Source organism: Candidatus Blochmanniella camponoti (genome assembly GCF_023585825.1).
GTDB lineage: Bacteria > Pseudomonadota > Gammaproteobacteria > Enterobacterales > Enterobacteriaceae > Blochmanniella > Blochmanniella camponoti.
This window is the reverse complement of the sequence record NZ_CP097751.1, coordinates 725,956-742,962: the sequence shown is the minus strand read 5'-3', so window position 1 is coordinate 742,962 and position 17,007 is coordinate 725,956. Positions and strand designations below refer to the sequence as shown.

The 17,007-nt window shown below is 29.3% G+C and carries 11 protein-coding genes and 1 other RNA gene; 4 read left to right on the top strand and 8 right to left on the bottom strand.

The window, feature by feature from the left end; all coding sequences use genetic code 11:
• Positions 1-201: 201 nt before the first annotated feature.
• The 7 genes from ffs to M9394_RS03090 form a co-directional block, all read right to left on the bottom strand.
• Positions 202-292, bottom strand: an RNA gene (gene ffs, locus M9394_RS03120) — signal recognition particle sRNA small type.
• Positions 293-876: 584 nt separating this feature from the next.
• The gene (gene lon, locus M9394_RS03115; protein ID WP_250246844.1) at positions 877-3,240 is read right to left on the bottom strand and encodes an endopeptidase La; all 2,364 of its coding nucleotides are present in this window, start codon (positions 3,238-3,240) and stop codon (positions 877-879) included.
• A gap of 1,389 nt (positions 3,241-4,629) precedes the next feature.
• Positions 4,630-5,970 (bottom strand): metalloprotease PmbA, encoded by a 1,341-nt coding sequence (gene pmbA / locus M9394_RS03110; RefSeq protein ID WP_250246845.1) that lies wholly within the window; start codon positions 5,968-5,970, stop codon positions 4,630-4,632.
• Between the two features lie 450 nt (positions 5,971-6,420).
• Positions 6,421-7,881, bottom strand: coding sequence for a metalloprotease TldD (gene tldD / locus M9394_RS03105; RefSeq protein ID WP_250249972.1), 1,461 nt, complete (start codon positions 7,879-7,881; stop codon positions 6,421-6,423).
• 528 nt (positions 7,882-8,409) lie between these two features.
• Positions 8,410-8,889, bottom strand: coding sequence for a rod shape-determining protein MreD (mreD, locus tag M9394_RS03100; RefSeq protein ID WP_250249970.1), 480 nt, complete (start codon positions 8,887-8,889; stop codon positions 8,410-8,412).
• 113 nt (positions 8,890-9,002) lie between these two features.
• Complete coding sequence (gene mreC / locus M9394_RS03095; protein WP_250249969.1) at positions 9,003-9,818, bottom strand: rod shape-determining protein MreC; 816 nt, start codon at positions 9,816-9,818, stop codon at positions 9,003-9,005.
• A gap of 115 nt (positions 9,819-9,933) precedes the next feature.
• Positions 9,934-10,977: a rod shape-determining protein gene (locus M9394_RS03090; RefSeq protein ID WP_250231173.1), complete on the bottom strand. Its 1,044-nt coding sequence runs from the start codon at positions 10,975-10,977 to the stop codon at positions 9,934-9,936.
• A gap of 691 nt (positions 10,978-11,668) precedes the next feature.
• Here M9394_RS03090 and aroQ point away from each other — a divergent pair.
• The 3 genes from aroQ to accC are packed head-to-tail and all read left to right on the top strand — an operon-like array spanning position 11,669 to position 13,966.
• Positions 11,669-12,127, top strand: coding sequence for a type II 3-dehydroquinate dehydratase (aroQ, locus tag M9394_RS03085; RefSeq protein WP_250246849.1), 459 nt, complete (start codon positions 11,669-11,671; stop codon positions 12,125-12,127).
• A gap of 20 nt (positions 12,128-12,147) precedes the next feature.
• A complete protein-coding gene (accB, locus tag M9394_RS03080; RefSeq protein WP_250249967.1) occupies positions 12,148-12,600 on the top strand; it encodes an acetyl-CoA carboxylase biotin carboxyl carrier protein in 453 nt (150 codons plus the stop codon).
• 10 nt (positions 12,601-12,610) lie between these two features.
• Positions 12,611-13,966, top strand: coding sequence for an acetyl-CoA carboxylase biotin carboxylase subunit (gene accC, locus M9394_RS03075; protein ID WP_250247553.1), 1,356 nt, complete (start codon positions 12,611-12,613; stop codon positions 13,964-13,966).
• Positions 13,967-14,105: 139 nt separating this feature from the next.
• On the opposite strand, the gene gmhB is transcribed toward accC, so the two are convergent.
• A complete protein-coding gene (gene gmhB / locus M9394_RS03070) occupies positions 14,106-14,687 on the bottom strand; it encodes a D-glycero-beta-D-manno-heptose 1,7-bisphosphate 7-phosphatase (RefSeq protein ID WP_250246851.1) in 582 nt (193 codons plus the stop codon).
• A 380-nt stretch (positions 14,688-15,067) separates the two neighbouring features.
• Here gmhB and M9394_RS03065 point away from each other — a divergent pair, with 380 nt between their 5' ends.
• Positions 15,068-16,813: a proline--tRNA ligase gene (locus M9394_RS03065; protein ID WP_250249966.1), complete on the top strand. Its 1,746-nt coding sequence runs from the start codon at positions 15,068-15,070 to the stop codon at positions 16,811-16,813.
• Positions 16,814-17,007 lie beyond the last annotated feature (194 nt).

Below are 17,007 nucleotides of genomic sequence, written 5' to 3'. Positions count from 1 at the left end.
CATTTCGTGATATTTTATATGACCAAATATCTATTCGGTAGATCAAATAAAGACGCTGATAAATATTCCTATATTATTTTTTAAAAAATAAACGCATTTTCTCTGTCAGAGGGACAGAGAAAATATACAGTTACATTTTATTTTTTTATCAATATGAAAGCCTCGTAAAAATTAAAATGCCACCTCTACTTTATTGAGGATGCTAAACAAAATACCCATCGTAGTTCTTTATTACGGCTGCTTCTTTCCAGACCTGACCGATTTTTTAAAAATTATTATGGATAATTTGATAACATCCCTTTAGGGATTATCTGTGATTATCTTAAATTTTTCAAGTAATAATTAAATATTTGAGTATAAAAAAGATTTACACAAAAATACATTTTGTGTTTGTAATCATGTGGTTTAAAAAATATTTTTTAATTTTGAAATTAGTTGATTAAAACATTTATAATGTGATTTTAGAAGTTGTGCGACTATAGATGCCAGGATTTTTGTATTTTAATTTTTAATGATTTTCATAAATTTTTTATTAATTACCATTTAATGCTAATAGTTAATATTGATGTTCAAAAAATTATCTCAAATAGTTTGATTACCATTGTTCTTATCACCGAATAAAGATAAATGCAGCGTGCTTAGTAGTGTTTAGTGTATAATTTAATGGAAATATCATAGTCATTAGGTCTATAGTATATAGAAAATTTTTTAAATAATTAAAACACACTAACCATGGTATAAAAAAATTACTCTATTTAATTAGAACATCATAACTATAGTTCTTATATATATATTTCATATGTGATTATTTTAATACAATAAATGATATATCTTAGTTTTATTGTATCTCTATGTTTCTACAAATTACACGATATGTCATACTAATGATGCTTTAGGTGTTATTTCAGAATTAAAAGGGATATTTTGTAGTGCTAATATTAACACTTCGTCTATTTGTTTGACTGGATGAATGTCCAAATTATTCACTACAATAGCCGGCATATCTTCTAGATCGCGTTTGTTTTCATACGGTATTAATACTGTTTTGATGCCTCCTCGATGCGCAGCTAACAATTTTTCTTTCAATCCACCAATAGGTAATATTTGCCCCCTTAAAGTTATTTCTCCTGTCATTGCTACACTAGCTTTAACAGAATTTCCTGTTAAACAAGAAACTAAAGCAGTACACATAGCAATTCCAGCGCTGGGTCCATCTTTTGGAGTAGCTCCTTCTGGTACATGTACATGAATGTCTTTTTTTTCATAAAAATCCGTATTAATACCTAATTTATCTGCACGCGCTCTTACCACAGTTAATGCAGCTTGAATAGATTCTTGCATAACTTCACCTAAAGATCCAGTATATGTCAATTTCCCTTTTCCAGGAACACAAGCAGTTTCAATAGTTAAAAGATCTCCTCCTACTTCAGTCCAAGCTAATCCAGTAACTTGCCCTACACGATTTTCTTGATCTGCATGAGTACAATTATAGCGTTGCACACCAAGAAAATCTTTTAAATTATTTTTATCAATGGTTATGTGTCTTATTTTTTTATTCATTAAAAGCATTTTTACTGTTTTACGACATAATTTAGAAATTTCGCGTTCTAAATTACGTACTCCAGCTTCGCGTGTATAATGTCTAATAATATCTACTAAAGCATCGTCTTGAATTGTTAATTCTTCTAGCTTTAAAGCATTACGCTCTATTTGCTTATTGAATAAATGCTGTCGTGCTATATTTAACTTTTCATCTTCGGTATAACCAGATAAACGTATTACTTCCATTCGATCTAACAAAGGACTGGGAATATCCATTGAGTTAGAAGTAGCAACAAACATAACATCAGATAAATCATAATCTATTTCTAAATAATGATCATTAAAAGCAGTATTTTGCTCTGGATCCAATACTTCTAGCAAAGCAGCAGCTGGATCTCCACGCATATCTAAGGACATCTTATCTATTTCATCTAACAGGAATAACGGATTCCTTACTCCAACTTTAGACATCTTTTGTATAAGTTTCCCAGGCATAGATCCAATGTAGGTACGACGGTGGCCTCTAATTTCGGCTTCATCACGCATACCACCTAAAGCCATACGTATATACTTACGTCCAGTAGCCTTAGCAATAGATCGCCCAAGTGATGTTTTACCTACTCCCGGTGGTCCTACTAAACATAAAATAGGTCCTTTAATTTTATTTATTCTGTTTTGTACTGCTAAATATTCTAAAATTCGATCTTTAACACGCTCTAATCCGTAGTGATCTTTGTCCAGGCTTTCTTGAGCTTTAAGCAGATCTTTTTTCATTTTACTTCTTGCATGCCAAGGTACTGATAATATCCAATCAATATATCCACGAACTACAGCAGCTTCAGCAGACATAGGGGACATCATTTTCAATTTTTGCCACTCTGATTCTACTTTGTTTCGTGCCTCTTTAGGCATTTTAGCTGCTTCTATTTTGCGTCTAAGAGATTCATTTTCGTCAACAACAGCATCCAGTTCTCCCAGTTCTTTTTGTATAGCTTTCATTTGTTCATTTAAGTAATATTCACGTTGGCTCTTTTCCATTTGTTTTTTTACACGATTGCGAATACGTTTTTCAACTTGTAATAATTCAATTTCTGATTCCATCATCGCTATTAAATATTCTAGTCTTTCCGTAACATCTGACATTTCTAAAATGGATTGTTTATCATCTAATTTGAGTGGCATATGAGCGGCGATGGTATCAGCAAGACGATCTGCATTGTCAATATTATTCAAGGATGTTAAAACTTCAGAGGGTATTTTTTTATTAAGTTTAAGAAATCCTTCAAATTGATTAATAACAGTGCGCATTAGAACTTCTTGTTCACGTTCGTTTAGTTCGTTAGGATGGAAAGCACTTGCTTGAGCTTTAAAGTGATTTCCAGTATCAGTTAACTCGATAATACGGGCACGCTCTAGTCCTTCTACTAATACTTTGACCGTACCATCTGGTAATTTGAGCATCTGTAATATTATAGATACTGTTCCAACTGAAAAAAGGTCATTAATACTGGGTTCATCGGTTGATGCTTCTTTTTGAGCTACTAACATAACCTTTTTGTCGCTATTCATGGCAGATTCGAGACATCTAATTGATTTGTCCCGACCAACGAATAACGGAATCACCATATGTGGATACACCACTACATCACGCAAAGGTAACACAGGTATTTCTATGCGCTCAGTTTGATCAGTATTCATAGAGCGATCTCTCTTGGTTATAACTTGTTGATATTATAACATCTTTAATATTCGGCTGCACCACTTTAATAATCAAATACCTAAAAATATGGGGACAAATTAATCATATTCAACATCGAGCATTATGAAAATAAAAAATAAAAAATTATTTATACCGAATTTATTTTATCATTTAATATTTATTAGATTTTAATTACGTAAAAAATTATTTTTATTCATTAAAACACGCTTAATATTTTTAATATTTAATTTTCATTAAAATATATATAAGTATGTTGCAATAAAGCTATTAACTATTTCAATTTTTCAGATATATTGTCAATTTTATTGACAATATATTAGTGTAATCAGTATTTCTTATATACGTAGTTTTACATATATGTAACGTTAATCATGTTAACTTGATAAGACATTAAATCATATTTTTTAGATGCCAAGTAATTAACTATTTTTTGAATAATAAGTTTGTGTCTAATAAGTGAATGCACAATAATGATATAATTAGATATCATTATTATTAACAGATAATTTTTATCTGTCATCAGTAATTATAATTACAAGGTTTTGAATTTAATTTCATAATAGAAATGCAACAATGTTTAAGTTTGTGTGTAAATATGATGATATATCAAAATTTAGTAAAAAATTTATTTTTGTAAAACTATTTTTCATGATGGTAACAGACTATATTGATAAATAATTCTTGTTATTAATAGTTTTAGATGTGCAAATTGTTGATTACGTAATATATATAATTATACATTATTTCAATCAATTAACGTTTGTATAGATCGAGAGTATTTTTATCTTCTATAATGTTTTAATGTATTTTTATTATGTTTATAATTGCTCAAGAGAAACTACTGTTTTATTAAAACTTTAATTATATAATCTAAATAATTAGATAATAATTATTTTTAAAAATTAAAGTTTTTGGATATTATTTTTTATTTATGACTATTTAAATGGAAATTATGTTATTAATAACATAATTTATTTTCAGATAATGTTTAGATATTATTGTTACTTAGATATAAATTCACTTATTTGAGAATTTTCGATTTTCATGCTTTTTATTTATTATTTATTAAAACTTTAATTAAAATTAGACATATGCTAGATTGACATAAATTAGAGAAGTTATAATTGATTAACTCGATGATATTTATATAATGATCAATTATGTATTTTATAAATATAAATATTCATTTCATTTAAAATGATATTAAAAATATAATAAAATTTTAAAGAGTTATTCTTTAACGTTGTAAAACCATAAAAATTGTTAAATCGATGCAATAATTTTATTCATTATATATATCTGTATATAACAGATATTTTACGGTTTTAAAAAGATCTTTTCAGTAAAAAATATATGTAATTTTTATTTTAAATACCTGCTATTTTCATAGAAGATATTAAAACGGATCCACAATGAATATGATTACGTGTTTCAATATCGTGTCCAATAGCATCAATATTATAAAACATATCTTTTAGATTACCAGCAATAGCAATTTCATTTACTGGATATTGAATATCGCCGTTTTCTACCCAAAAACCAGCTACTCCACGTGAATAATCTCCGGTAGTAATATTAATTCCTTGCCCCATTATATTAGTAACAACAAGACCGCGTCGCATATTTTTAATTAATTCCATAAAACTTAAATTTTGATAACTAATATACCAATTATAGATGCCATCAGCATGTCCAGTGTTTTTGAGTCCCATTTTACGTGCAGAATAACTGTTTAAAATCCAACTATTTAATATGCCATCTTCTACAATAGTACGATTTAAAGTTTGTACCCCTTCTCTATCAAATGGAGCTGAGCCCAATCCTTTTAATACGTGCGGGCGTTCTTTAATTGATATCCAAGAAGGAAAAATTTTTTTCTTCAGATCATTTAATAAAAAAGTAGATTTACGAAATACATTATCCCCATGAATAGCACTTGCTAAATGGTGGAATAAACTTGTAGCTACTTCTGCAGAGAATAATACCGGAGATTCCATTGTTTTTAATTTTTTAGGATTTAAATGACTTAGAGCGCGTTGAGCACATTCTTGTCCAACCCATTCTGGTGAACGTAAATCATCAAATGCACGACTTAACGTATATGCATAATTTTGTTCCATAATATCATTGCTTGCAGCAATCACACCGCAACATAAAGAATGTTGACTACTAGTGTAACTTTGTAACATACCATGACTATTCCCAAAAACTTTAGTGGTAAAATAACTGCTAAATCTACCTCCTTCAGTATAAATTATACGTTTATCATATTTTAATGCTGTTTCTTCTGCTATAGATGCTAGGGTCACTCCTAATTTAGTATCTAAACTAATTGGATGAAATAGATCAAGATTCATAGAATTAAATGCTAATAGTTCTTTATCGGCAATTCCAGAATATGGGTCTGGAGAGGTATAAGATGCTATATCTGCTGCAGCTTCCACAGTACGATTTATTGTTTTCTTATTTAAATCATTCGAAAGAGCATTACCTTTTCGTTGTTGACGAAATATAGTTATATCTAAGATACCGCGATTATTAAATTCTACATTCTCAAGTTTTCCGTAACGAGTACTGACTGTAATTCCTGTGGTTTTAACTACTGAAACTTCCACTTCATTTGAATATGCATGTGCTAAATTTAATGTTTGATTTACTATATTTTCTAAAAAATTCCGTTGTTGTATCACGTCATCTATGTCATTCATCTTATCCTCCTGTAATAAGAATTTCTAATTAATATAAACGTCTCCTAATATGGATTATATTTATTAACATCAGTTACTGATGTTAATAAATATACATCATGAAATAAAAAATAAAAATTTGTTTTTTAATTAACAAAAAATTCACTAATTAAAAAAATTATCCTAAATGTAGTATTTAATAATAATTAACAATACAAATGTAAGCAATACCATGGAACTTAATATTTCCTGAAATATGAGAAATGAGATGAAAACATGATTATATAATCATATGTCTATGCTTGATTTCAAACATGTAAATTACTATTAGTAATATATACTATATGTAGTATATATATTTTTTTACAGTCAAAACTCACATATATTATAAAAATAATATTTAATGTAATTACATTATTATTTGATTTTCATTATTTAATTCTATGGGCATATATTATGCATACAATTGAATTAATTAGTACCTCCAATAGTGATATTATTTAATTTTATTGTTGGTTGACCGACGCTAACTGGTATGTTTTGTCCGTTTTTTATGCACGTGCCTACTCCTTTATCTAAGGATAGATCGTTTCCAACCATGGAAACACTTTTCATGATTTCGATGCCTGATCCTATTAAAGTAGCTCCTTTTATAGATTTGGTGATACGACCTTTTTCTATTAGGAAAGCTTCAGATGCAGAAAAAACAAACTTGCCCGATGTAATATCTACTTGTCCTCCGCTAAAATTCGAAGCATATACTCCATAATCTACACTGTTGATAATTTCTTCTGGGGTCGATTGACCTGGCAACATATAAGTATTAGTCATACGCGGCATAGGTAAAGAAGCATATGATTCTCGTCTACCGTTTCCTGTCGAGGTACATCCCATTAGTTTAGCATTTAATTTATCCTGCATGTATCCTTGTAAGATACCATTTTTAATTAAAATATTACATTGACCAGGCATTCCTTCATCATCAATAGTTAATGATCCACGTGATCCCTTCAGTGTAGCATCATCTACTATTGTACATAATTCGGAAGCTACTATTTTTCCGATTTTGTTAGAAAATACCGAACTACCTCTTCTATTAAAATCTCCTTCTAGACCATGGCCTACCGCTTCATGTAATAAAATACCAGGCCAACCTGATCCCAAAACTACTGTCATAGTTCCTGCTGGAGCTGCTACAGCTTCAAGATTAATTAAACTCATTTGAACAGCATCTTTAGCCCAACAATCGGCTCGAATTTCTCCTTCTGCAATAGTATCTAAAAAAAAATCGTACCCAAATCGCCCACCACCACCACTTATTCCTTGTTCTCTTTTTCCATTTTGTTCCGATTGCACTAATATAGATAAACGTACTAACGGTCGAACATCTGCGGATAAAGTACCATCTGTAGCTGCTACTAAAATTTGCTCGTAAACACCTGATAAATTAGCATGAACTTTTTGTACTCTAGAATCAGTGGCACGTGCTATTTTGTCTATTCTCATTAATAGTCCAATTTTTTCTTCTTTAGATATATTAGACAGTGGATTCATGTAGGAATATGCAGTAGGATAAATATCTTTATGCTTCTTTAAATTAACAGTAATATTGTTATTGCAATGACGTTCGTTTGTAATGCTAGTAGCAGCTCTCATGCTACGCATCAATGAATCTAGAGTTAATTGGTCAGTGTAAGCAAATCCAGTTTGTTCGCCTATGATTACTCGCGCACCAGCACCCTGATCTATGGTGTAGGAGCCAGATTTAATGATGCTATCTTCAAGAGCCCATGTTTCATGACAGCATGATTGAAAATATAGATCTGAGTAATCTATTTGAAATTTTTCTGTCATATCTAATAAAGATAAAAGATCATTATGTTGTAAATTATTAGGTGTGAGCAGTCTTTCAATCACAAAATCTAAGTTCATATAACCTCTATTTAAAATATGATATTAGTATGTACCCCGCCAATTTGGCAAGAATTTTTAAAATATGTACTTTTAATAATTTTATATGTTTTCATTTAAGTTTTATTTAATATTGATATATGTTATAATATTCTCGTTTTATTTTAGTTTGAAATACTTTCAAATCATTAAAAACATACTGATTTTTCAGTATACTTATACTAAATTAAATACTTTATCAGTTTTATTATTTTTTACGCACGTGCATACACATATATATATTTTTAATTACATGATCTTAGTAAGATAGCGCTTATAATTCGTTAAATCAATTAAAGATTTATATTTATTTTACTGTAGTGATTCTCTTTTTATAGCAAAAATACGATGTTTAGTTTCTATTTAACATTTTTATGACATTACTTAAATAGTATTGTTGATAGTAATTTTAATTTTTTATAAGTTTATACACATTTATATTTATTCAACTGAAATAATTATTCGATGTTAATTATTACTATTAGTATTTTAAAAATCATCAATTATTGATTAGTTTCGATGAATTTTACGTATTAAAAGAACTAAAAATGGCCATGTTCCGCCATCTAATAGGCAGTTCCAAAACATTTCTGGTGTACATAAAACTTTGGTTATCAAAGATTTTATTAAAAATACAATACTTTGATTAATGAACGAAAAAAATATAATAATAAAAGATTGTTGCCAAATAGGCATGTATCTAAAAAAATAAATGTTTCGGCTTACTAAATAGGCAAGTATACTTAAAGACAAAGAGTGCATTCCTAAAGTAGAGCCTAGTATAGTATCGATTATTAATCCTAAAGTAAATCCAGTACCAATGTTTACCTGATTTGGAAGTATCGTAATCCAACGAATTAACAATATCATTGTCCAGGACGGATGCACATTCCATATTCGAGGATAAAATGGAATAATTTGTAAAAAAATTGCAATTATAAAGGAACTGTATACTACCCACAATTTATAATTGTTGAATTTATTGCGCATTTTTTCAAGTTATTTATATTGTAAATATAATTATATTTAATAACATATTTATATATATATTATTATTGTTAATAATAGATTTAATAAATAAACATGAATATTAATTTTCAGAACTATTCCCAAATTAATATTGCATAACATAAAGATTGTAATTTAACCGTTGGATGTGCTTGAATGATAGTTGAATCTTGTTCTGAATCTACTATTATATTAGACACTATTGCTACTGGATATCCTTCCGGGAAACGACCATCTAATCCAGATGTTATTAACATATCACCAACACACACATCCAGATATCCTGGATATTCTGCACGCAAATCTGCACCATACCCACAGCCCATTAAAATAAAACGCATATTATTACGCTTTATTTGTACCGGTAAAGCATGTTCAGGATCGCAAATTAACATGACACGGCTACTAAGTGTACTGGTAGAAATGACTTGTCCAATTATTCCTGCATCAGTAATAACTGGTTGACCAATGTAGATATTATTATTCTTTCCTTGATTTATTGTAACTTTGTTACCGTATGAATCTGCGTTAACAAAAAGAATTCTAGCAATTATTTTTCGTTTGTCGTAACACAAAGGAGAATTAAGTAATTCATGTAACTTGCAATTTTCACGTTTATACTGATCTATTAATAATAATTCACTGTTTTTTAAAAATAACTCTTGACGCAATGTATTATTTTCCAATATTAATTCATTATACCCTTCGAACACTTTTGTAGTATAATCGTATATATTACGCGACTTATCGCATAAATAATAAAACAAATAAACAGAATTATCTATGTAACTTCTTAATTTTAAAAACATATTTAATTTTCCATCAGCAATCATAATAATAACAGACATTATTATTGCCAAAAACAAACGTAATTCTAAATAAGGAAATTTATTACTTATAGCGCTATACATGGAAAGATACCTTGAGTTTAAAAATATTAATTAATATATATTACAAAAGGAACTCATTTTAATTTATATGATTTTATCAACTTAAAATTATAAAAATTATTTTATAGCACTTAAATTATTCTTCACTAAATAAATCTCGACCGTGTACATCAATCATATCAAGCGCCTTACCACCACCTCGTGCAACACAAGTCAGCGGATCCTCTGCGATTACTACAGGAATGCTAGTTTCTTTTATTAATAAACGATCGATATTTTTTAATAATGCTCCTCCCCCAGTTAACACCATTCCATATTCAGAGATATCAGATGCTAATTCTGGTGGACATTGCTCTAGTGCCGCCATAACTGCGCTGACGATACCAGTTAACGGTTCCTGTAATGCTTCTAAAATTTCATTATTGTTTAATACGAAACTCCGTGGTATTCCTTCTGCTAAATTTCGTCCACGCACTTTTATTTCACGAAGTTCATCATCTAAATATGCAGAACCTATGGTATGTTTTATTCTTTCTGAAGTTACCTCTCCAATCAAAGAACCATAATGGCGTCTTACATAACTAATAATAGCTTCATCAAAACGGTCTCCTCCAATCCTAACGGATGATGAATACACTACTCCATTAAGTGAAATTACTGCGACTTCGGTGGTGCCGCCTCCAATATCTACTACCATTGAACCAGTAGCTTCTGATACTGGTAAACCCGCTCCAATAGCTGCTGCCATAGGTTCTTCTATTAAAAAAACTTCACGTGCGCCTGCTCCTTGCGCAGATTCACGTATAGCTCTACGTTCAACTTGCGTAGCACCTACCGGAACACACACTAATACTCTAGGACTTGGTTTCATGAAACTATTACTGTGAACTTGTTTGATAAAATGTTGCAACATTTTTTCAGTAATAAAAAAGTCAGCGATTACTCCGTCTTTCATGGGACGAATAGCCGCAATGTTTCCGGGGGTACGTCCTAGCATCTGTTTCGCTGCATATCCTACAGCAGCTACGCTTTTGGGCATTCCTCCTCGATCCTGTCTAATGGCTACAACAGAAGGTTCGTTTAAAACGATACCTTGTCCTTTTAAATAAATTAAAGTATTGGCAGTTCCAAGATCAATAGACAGATCGCTAGAAAATATACCACGGAATTTTTTAAACATAATAATCTAGAATAGTATTATAATTTTTCTTTAAATTATTCATTCTTCATTAAATCCTCTCGAAAAACAATAAAATAAAATGATTACGCAATATCACTGAACGTATTTTAAATTATTGTGTTTAAAACATTACATATTATTTAATATTTTGTATTTATTTAATATAAAAATTAAGATATTAACTACATAAAAATGTTTATATTATTATACATAATATAAACGTATTACATGACGAATATAATTATATATATTACAAATATATACTATGTATACTATGTATAGTATACATAGTATACCATAATAATAATATTATTTTAGATACTTTCTATTAGTATAGAAAGATTACGACTACCTGTTTTATTGAAAAAATTGTAGTTCAATATTATAATAATGGCATTAAAAAAGAAATTGTTTATTACGTTAATATTGCGCATAATAGTTATTTTGATTAATAAAAAGTTAAAATGTACATACAGTCATGTAATATTAGTGTCGTTAGTCTTTAACTATAAAATAGTTAAATACATACATTATGTAATTATGATGATTTTTCTATAAAATATATTATGAACAAGAAATTTTTTCTTGTTCATAATATATAGGCAAACACTCGTTAAATATTAAATAATAATGATATGCATGAGTTACAATTCTATACTATATGTTATATTGATGAGGATATTTAAATATCATGGAAAATACATTTCGTATTTTATTGATAAATGGACCTAATTTAAATTTATTAGGCACACGTGAACCACATATATATGGATGTGAGGCTTTATCTGATGTTGTGGCAAATTTGTATAAAACCTCTGAATCTTTAGGTATGCATATGGATCACTTTCAATCCAATGCAGAACATGAATTGATTGCATGTATACATAAAAGTTACAAAAATGCGAATTTCATCATAATTAACCCCGCAGCTTTTACTCATACTAGCATAGCGTTGCGAGATGCATTTTTATCCGTGAATATTGCTTTTATCGAAATTCATCTTTCTAATATATATATCCGAGAAAAATTTCGATATCGTTCGTATTTGTCTGATATCGCGCTTGGTGTTATTTGTGGATTTGGAGTATACGGATATCATTGTGCTTTACATATGGCATATAAATATTTATCCAAAAAGATTAATGAGTAATAGATATACAAGGTTTTGTTATGGATATTCGTAAAATAAAAAAATTAATTACATTGATTGAAGAATCAAATATATCTAAGTTAGAAATTTCTGAAGGAAATAAAATAGTACGTATTACTCGTTCTACATCTAAAACATCGTCTAACTCAACGCGGTTGCCTACGACAAAAGAATCGGAAACACCAGTCTCTATTTCAAATACAGAAACACATTATGAAAATGTTAAATTAATAGATAATGGACATGTTATACGTTCTCCAATGGTAGGCATCTTTTACATTGCTTCTAGTTCAGATTCTAATCCATTTGTATCAATAGGTCAAACGGTTGAGGTTGGGGATACTTTATGTATTGTTGAAGCTATGAAAGTGATGAATCAAATTCAATCAGATAAATCAGGTGTAGTTAAAGCAATTTTGATTGATAACGGTCAACCAGTCGAATTTAATGAGCCATTACTTATCATCGAATAACGAGAACAACATGTTAGAAAAAATTGTCATTGCAAATAGAGGAGAAATAGCGTTGCGCATTTTGCGTGCATGTAAAGAATTAGGGATAAAAACAGTGGCTGTGCATTCAACTATAGATCGTGATTTGAAACACGTGTTGTTGGCCGATGAAACTGTTTGTATAGGACCTCCTCCTGCAATACATAGTTATTTAAATATTCCAGCTATTATTTCAGCTGCAGAAATTACTGGATCATCAGGAATTCATCCTGGTTATGGATTTTTATCAGAAAACGCTGACTTTGCAGAACAAGTTGAACGTTCCGGTTTTGTTTTTATTGGGCCACGTTCAGAAACTATTCGTTTAATGGGAAATAAAATATCTGCTATAGCTATTATGAAAGAATCAGGAATAATGACTGTTCCCGGTTGGGATTATGAACTGAATAAAAACATAAATAACAAAATTTGTAATTTTTCATATCAAAATTTACACATTAATTATCCAATTATCATAAAATCTGCTCATGGAGGAGGAGGACGTGGCATGTGTGTAGTTAAAAAAGAATCAGATTTACAAGATGCTATACGCATGATACGAGCAGAAGCAAAAAACACGTTTAATAATGATACTATTTATGCAGAACAATACTTGGCACATCCTAGGCATATAGAAATACAAGTATTATCTGATGGAAAAGGCAATATAATTTATTTGACAGAACGTGATTGTTCTGTACAAAGAAAACATCAAAAGATAGTAGAAGAGAGTCCTGCGTTAGGTATTAGCTCTGCAATGCGGAAATATATAGGAGAGAGTTGTGTAAAGGTTTGTTACAAAATTGGATATCGTGGGGTAGGTACATTTGAATTTTTATATGAGAATAATGAATTCTTTTTCATTGAAATGAATACTCGTATCCAAGTGGAACATCCGATTACAGAAATGATTACCGGGATAGATCTCATTAGAGAGCAGTTAAGAATTGCTTCTGGATATACGTTAGACATTACACAAGATTCAGTTAAATCTGAAGGACATGCTATAGAATGCCGCATTAATGCTGAAGATCCTCATAACTTTATACCTAGTTCAGGGTGTATTACTAGGTTCCACGCTCCTGGAGGATTAGGTGTGCGTTGGGAGTCTCATATTTATTCTGGCTACTCGGTGCCGCCTTATTATGATGCAATGATAGGAAAATTAATTTGCTTTGGGGAAACACGTGATATAGCTATTGCTCGTATGAAAAATGCGTTATCAGAGTTAATTATTGATGGAATAAATACCAATATTGAGTTACAATTAAAAATTGTAACCGATGAGACCTTTCAAAAAGGTAATGAAATTAATATTCATTATTTAGAAAATAAACTTAACACCTAAATAATTAGAAAATAAAACATATGTATTTTCATATAAAGGTGATTGTTGATCTTTAATTAAGAGTGCAGCATATATTCTCAAACAGAGAAATTATAACATGTAATTTATACTATTTATTTTATTAAATTAATAGTATAAATTACAAAGCATTTGTATATTTTGTGTAATCATGTATTCTAATTATATTTGGTAAAAATGCTAAACTTTCTATAATCCAGTTTGCTGTTTTTTTAGTTTTTTTTGTTATTTTTTTACCGCTACATACTAGCACTTTAGTTCCAATGCCTGCTAATTGGCCTGCTAACATATCATTTTCACTATCTCCTACCATGTAAGAAGTAGTCATGTTAATGTTAAAACGTTTTTTTGCAGCCAATAACATTCCCGGGTTAGGTTTGCGACACAAACAAGTTCGTTGAAATTTTTTCACTATTCCTTGTGTATGATGCGGACAAAAATAAATAGCATCTATATACACATGGTAATATATCCCTAAATAAGAAATCATCCATTTTGTCAGCAATAAGAAGTCATTTTGAGTAAATAAACCTCGTGCTATTCCAGATTGATTGGTAACTATGATTAAAAAGAAATTCATTTCTTTCAAAGTTGCCATTGCATCTATGACATTATCAATGAAAAAAAAATTATCAATATTATGCACATAGTTTTTATCAATATTAATAGTGCCATCTCGGTCTATAAATATAGCATTATTCACGATTAGCCTTATATTTATTGTTATAATTGTAAGTGTTTATTTTTTAAATAATATTAACAATAAAAATTAATATTATATATAATAGCATACAATCATTGGTTTTGTGCCAAATGCAAAACAATATTATTGTAACATATATTATTGTTATCAGAATATCGATATCTTCTATAAAATAAAAAATTTATTGAACAATATTATATTTATACAAAGACCACATTAGAATATATAACTGTATTGTTTTATAAAAAATACTAAATGTGTACTTATAATAGTGTGGTATTAAATCAAAAAATTTAATTCTTTAATTATAAATATACTTAAACAACGATTATTATTACTTTTATTATTACTAATAAACTTTTTCATATCAGGCAAAAATAATGCGTACCAGTCAATATTTATTAGCTACTCTTAAAGAGGTGCCTAAAAATTGCAAAGCAATTAGCCATCAACTAATGTTACGAGCTGGCTTAATTCGTCAAGTGTCATCTGGTCTTTATACTTGGTTACCCACTGGATTACGTGTGTTACGGAAAATAGAAAATATTATTCGAGAAGAAATGAGTAAAATTGGTGCTATTGAAATAGCTATGCCGATAGTTCAACCTGCGAGATTATGGAAAAAAAGTGGTCGTTGGACAGGATACGGCACAGAATTATTGCGTTTTAAAAATCGTAATAATCAGGAATTTGTATTAGGCCCAACTCATGAAGAAATGGTGTCAGAAATTATTTGTAAAGAAACAATGCTTTATAAACAGTTTCCATTAATTGTGTATCAAATTCATACTAAATACCGTGATGAAGCCCGTCCTCGATCTGGAGTAATACGTGCTAGAGAATTCATTATGAAAGATGGATATTCTTTTCATATCAATCAGAAATCTCTTCAGAACACATATAATGATATGTATCAAACATATCACACTATTTTTAATCGTATTGGCCTAAATTTTTGTGTTGTTCAAGCTGAACCTGGTAGAATCGGGGGAATATTGTCTCATGAGTTTCAAGCATATTCTGAAAATGGTGAAGATAGTATCGCGGTTCCTATGATACCTGAGAATAATTTAATTGACTGCCAGTTATTGAATGATGTGATTCCTATCAAAATACAACCAAAAACGGCCGTAGAAACAATGCAATTAATAGCAGCTCCTCATATTAGTTCTGTAGAAGAACTAATTAATCAGTTTAATTTATCTATACATCAAGTTGTAAAAACAATAATTGTACGCGCTAAAAATAAACATATCAATAATGATTATTCTTTGTTAGGATTAGTCATTCGAGCTGATCATCAAATTAGTTTAAAAAAAATTGCGATGATTCCACAAATACATACCCCTTTATCTTGTATCGAACCAGAAGAAATCCAAATTATTACTGGAGCACAGCCCAATCTGTTGGGACCTATTAATTTGTCTATACCACTGATTGTAGATTATACTGTAGCAAAAATGAATGATTTTGTCGCCGGATCTAACATGAGCGGCAAATATTTTTTTGGAGTTAATTGGAATCGCGATATGCTATTTTCAAAAGTAGCGGATTTACATGAAGTATTGCATCATAATTCATATACTAATAAAAAAAATATCTTATCCATTCATAACTGTATTGAAATAGGACACATATTTCAATTAGGACAAAAATACTTAAACTTGAATACTAATTATTCACAAAAAAATAATGAGCGTAAACATAATTTTTCAATGGAAATGGGTTGTTATGGTATCGGAATTACTCGTATTATTGCTGTGATTATTGAACAAAATTATGATAAAAATGGTATTTTATGGCCGGATGTAATCGCGCCATTCAAATTAGCGATCATACCGATTGATATGTATCGTTCTGTTAATGTAAGAAGTATTGCAGAAAAAATTTATACACAACTATTATCTGCTATAGGAATAGATATATTAATTGATGATCGTAAAGAATACCCAGGTACAATGTTTTCTGATATAGATTTGATCGGAATACCACATATTCTGATTATTAGTGATCGTAGTTTAGCTAATCAAGAAGTAGAATATAAATATCGTAAAAAAAATGAAATAAAAAAAATTAAACTCGAAATGTTAATACGTTATTTGATTGAAAAAATTGTTTCTTCATGAGATTTTTAATCAATTTTGATTGATAAAATAGTGTTGATATTAAGATTAAAAAATTTTAGTGATATTCAAAGAATATATATGCAATAATTATTTTGATTGAAGTTATATCAAATAACTTTTATTATTAAAAATAAACCAATTTCTAATCTTATAGTTTTAGGACTAATTATTTTATGTAATTAGTTAATAGATAT